The 3,701-nt window shown below is 68.9% G+C and carries 1 protein-coding gene; it reads right to left on the bottom strand.

The window, feature by feature from the left end:
* Positions 1 to 3,701: SDR family NAD(P)-dependent oxidoreductase (locus UB31_RS24300; protein WP_156175533.1), on the bottom strand; the 3,701-nt coding region annotated here is incomplete at both ends.

Genomic DNA, 3,701 nt, shown 5'->3' with positions numbered 1-3,701 from the left:
GGATGTTCCGCATGCAGCGTCTTCGGCAGAACCTCGTGCTTGAGCGCCAGCACCATCTTCATCACGCCGAGAACGCCGGCCGCTGCCTGCGTGTGCCCGAGGTTCGACTTCGACGAGCCCAGCCACAGCGGACGATCCGCGCGCCGCGTCGGCCCGAACACCGCGGCCAAGGCCCCGGCCTCGATGGGATCACCAAGACTGGTCCCGGTCCCGTGTGCCTCGACGACGTCGATCTCGTCGGGGCTCACCCCGCTCGCCGACAGCGCCGCGCGGATCACCCGCTGCTGGCTCGGACCGTTCGGCGCCGTCAGGCCCTGGCTCCGACCGTCCTGGTTCACGGCCGAACCCCGGATCAGCGCCAGGATCTCGTCGCCGTCCCGCTCCGCATCCGACTGCCGCTTCAGCACCAGCACGCCGCAGCCTTCGCTCCAGCCCGCGCCATTGGCGCCTGCTGAGAACGCCTTGCAGCGACCATCCGGCGCCATGCCGTTATCAGGCCCCAGCGCCACAAACGTCGAGGGCGTCGACATCACCGTCACGCCGCCCGCCAGCGCCAAATCGCACTCGCTTTGCCGCAGCGCCGCGCACGCCAGATGCAGCGCGGTCAGCGATGACGAGCAGGCCGTATCGACCGTCATCGCCGGACCCTCGAGGCCCAGCACGTAGGAGACGCGGCCCGCCAGCACGCTCGACGTCGTGCCGGTCGCCGTCCACATCGTCATCGCCTCGAGCGAATGCGTACCATAGTCGCCAGCCATCGAGCCGAGATACACCCCGGTCCGGCTCTCGCTCAGCCCCTCGGGTCGGATCCCCGCGCGCTCCAGCGCCTCCCACACCGCTTCCAGGATCAGACGCTGCTGCGGATCCATCTCCACCGCCTCGCGCGGCGCGATGCCGAAGAAAGATGCGTCAAAATCTGCAACCCCATCGATAAAGCCGCCTTGCTGCGACAGCCCGCCCGTGATCTCCTCCAGGCGCCGCAGCAGATCACGGCTCCAGCGGCCCGGCAGCGGGCCAACGCCGTCGCCGCCGCGCTCCAGCAATGACCAATAGCTCTCCGGACTCGCCGGGCCTCCGGGTGTGCGGCAGCTCATCCCGACAATCGCGATCGGCTCCGACGCCGATGCGGTAACCACTTGCCGCTTCTCCTGTCGAACAGGGGCACGAGCGAGCTCGAGCTTCTCGAGCAGCAGGCGCGACATGGCGCGCGCGGTCGGATAATCGAAGGCGAGCGTGGTCGGCAGCTTGGCGCCGACCCGTCCCGACAGGCGGTTGCGCAGCTCGACCGCCATCAGCGAGTCCAGCCCGAGATCCTTCAGCGGCTGGTCCGCAGGCACCGAGGCGGCCCCGGGCAGCGCCAGCACCGCCGCAATCTCCTCCTGTGCCAGCTCCACCAGTGCGGCCAGCCGCTCGCCTTCGCTGGCCAGCGCCGCCAGCCGCGACCGCAGACTGTTGGTGTCGCCGCTCGATGCGGTTGAGGCCCGCCGCAAGCCGCTGCGCACCAGGCCGCGATACAGCGCCGGCACGTCGTCACTGAGCTGGCGCTGCATCGCGCCGACATCCAGATGGATCGGGACCAGCATGGCCTCGGGCTGCGCCTGTGCCGCATCCAGCAGCGCGAGGCCCAGCTCCAGCGACAGCGCCTGCACGCCTTGACGCCGCATCCGCATCAGCTCGGCCCGGCCCAGATGCGCCGTCATGCCGACGCCGCGCTGCTCCCACAGCCCCCACAGCAGGCTCTGCCCGGCCAGTCCACGATGTCGCCGCTCCGCCGCAAGCGCATCCAAAAACACGTTCGCCGCCGCGTAGTTCGCCTGGCCCGGACTGCCAAGCGCTGCCACCGACGAGAACAGCACGAACGCGGCAAGATCCTTGTCCGCCGTCAGCTCATGCAGGTGCCAGGCGCCATCGAGTTTGGGCCGCAGCACACGCTCCAGCCGCTCGACGTTGAGCGCCGGCACGATGCCGTCGTCCAGCAAAGCTGCCAGATGGAACACGCCCGTCAACGGACGTTCCGGCGAGATGGTGCTGAGGACCGCGCCAACCGCATCACGATCTCCGACGTCGCAACTCACCAGCTCAACCGTCTGTGCACCCAGTGTTTGCAGCTCCGCCACCAGTTCAGATGCGCCAGGCGCGGCCATGCCGCGACGCGACGTCAGCAAGAGATGACGCACACCATGCTCAGTCACAAGGTGCCGCGCGACCTCGCGGCCGAGCTCGCCCGCACCGCCCGTGATCAGCACCGTGCCGCCGGCTTCAAGACGCCGCGGCAATTGCACCACCTGCTTGCCGACATGGCGCCCCTGCGCCATCTGCCGCAGCGCTGCCGGCATCTGCCTGATGTCGTAGGCAACATAGGGCAACGGCTCCAGCACACCGGCCGCGAACAGGCCCATGATCTGCGTCAGCAGCGCCGGCATCCGATCCGTCGGCAGCACGAACGCATGGTAGCTCACGCCACGGTATTTTGCGGCGATCGCAGCACCGTCACGCCCATCAGCGATCCCCATCTCCAGGAAGCGGCCGCCCCGCGGCAAAAGCCGCAGCGAGGCATCGACGAACTCGCCTGTCAGCGCATTGAGGACGACATCGACGCCCTCGCCTTTGGTCGCCGACCGGAACTGGGTCTCGAAGCTTAGATCGCGCGAGTTGGCGACATGCCGTCCGTCCAGTCCCATCCGTTCCAGCACCGGCCATTTACCCGGGCTCGCCGTGCCATAGACCTCCGCGCCAAAATGCCGGCACAGCTGCACCGCTGCCATGCCGACGCCACCGGCTGCCGCATGCACCAGAACCCGATCCCCGGACCTGATATGCCCGAGCTCCTGCAGCGCATACAGCGCCGTCAGATAGGCCAGCGGGATCGTCGCCGCCGCCTCGAACGACATCCCCGCAGGGATTCTTGCAAGCTGTTCGGCCACTGTGACCGCGCGTGTGCCAAAACAGCCGCGCCCACAGCCAAATACGCGATCGCCAACCGCAACCGACGTCACGTCCGCGCCGACCGCCTCCACCACGCCGGCAAACTCGAACCCGATGCCGGGCGAGGCAATCTGCCCCAGCGTGATCAGCACGTCGCGGAAGTTCATGCCGGCCGCGCGTACGCAGACCCGGACATCACCGGATGCCAGCGGCTCCGACAGCTCGCCTGCGGCCACCAGGCTCACGCCGTCGAGCCGGCCGGGGTCGGTGACCACAACGCGGTAATCCGGCGCGGCCACTGGTGCCTGAAGTGTGCCCGCACCCGCGCCAGTGCGCGCCAGCCTGGGTGCCAGCACCGCACCATGGCGCAGCGCAAGCTCCGGCTCCGACGTCGTCGACGTCAGCTTCGCCAGTAGCGATGCATCTGCAAGCACGACATCGACGTCCACGAGCTGCAGCCGGCGATCGGGATGCTCCGCCCGTGCGCTGCGCACCAGGCCCCACAGCGGCGCACGCGTCAGTCCGCTTGCGCCCTCATCCGGACCCGTCGCCACCGCGCCACGCGTCAGCCACGCGACCGGCGTCTCGTTCAGACGCGCTTCGCCAAAAATCCCCTGCAGCTCGGCAAGGCCACGCTCCGCCGTCGCATGCGTCGCCGCAAGCACGGGGCCTGCTGGTTCAGCCGGATCAGACAGATGGTCGAACACGAGCTGCGACGGGATCGCACTGCCTGCATCCAGCCGCGCAACGACAGCCGCAACGCTCTCGGCGTGATC

This window comes from Bradyrhizobium sp. LTSP849, assembly GCF_000938255.1.
Taxonomy (GTDB): Bacteria; Pseudomonadota; Alphaproteobacteria; order Rhizobiales; family Xanthobacteraceae; genus Bradyrhizobium.
This window is presented reverse-complemented; position numbering and strand designations above follow the sequence as displayed.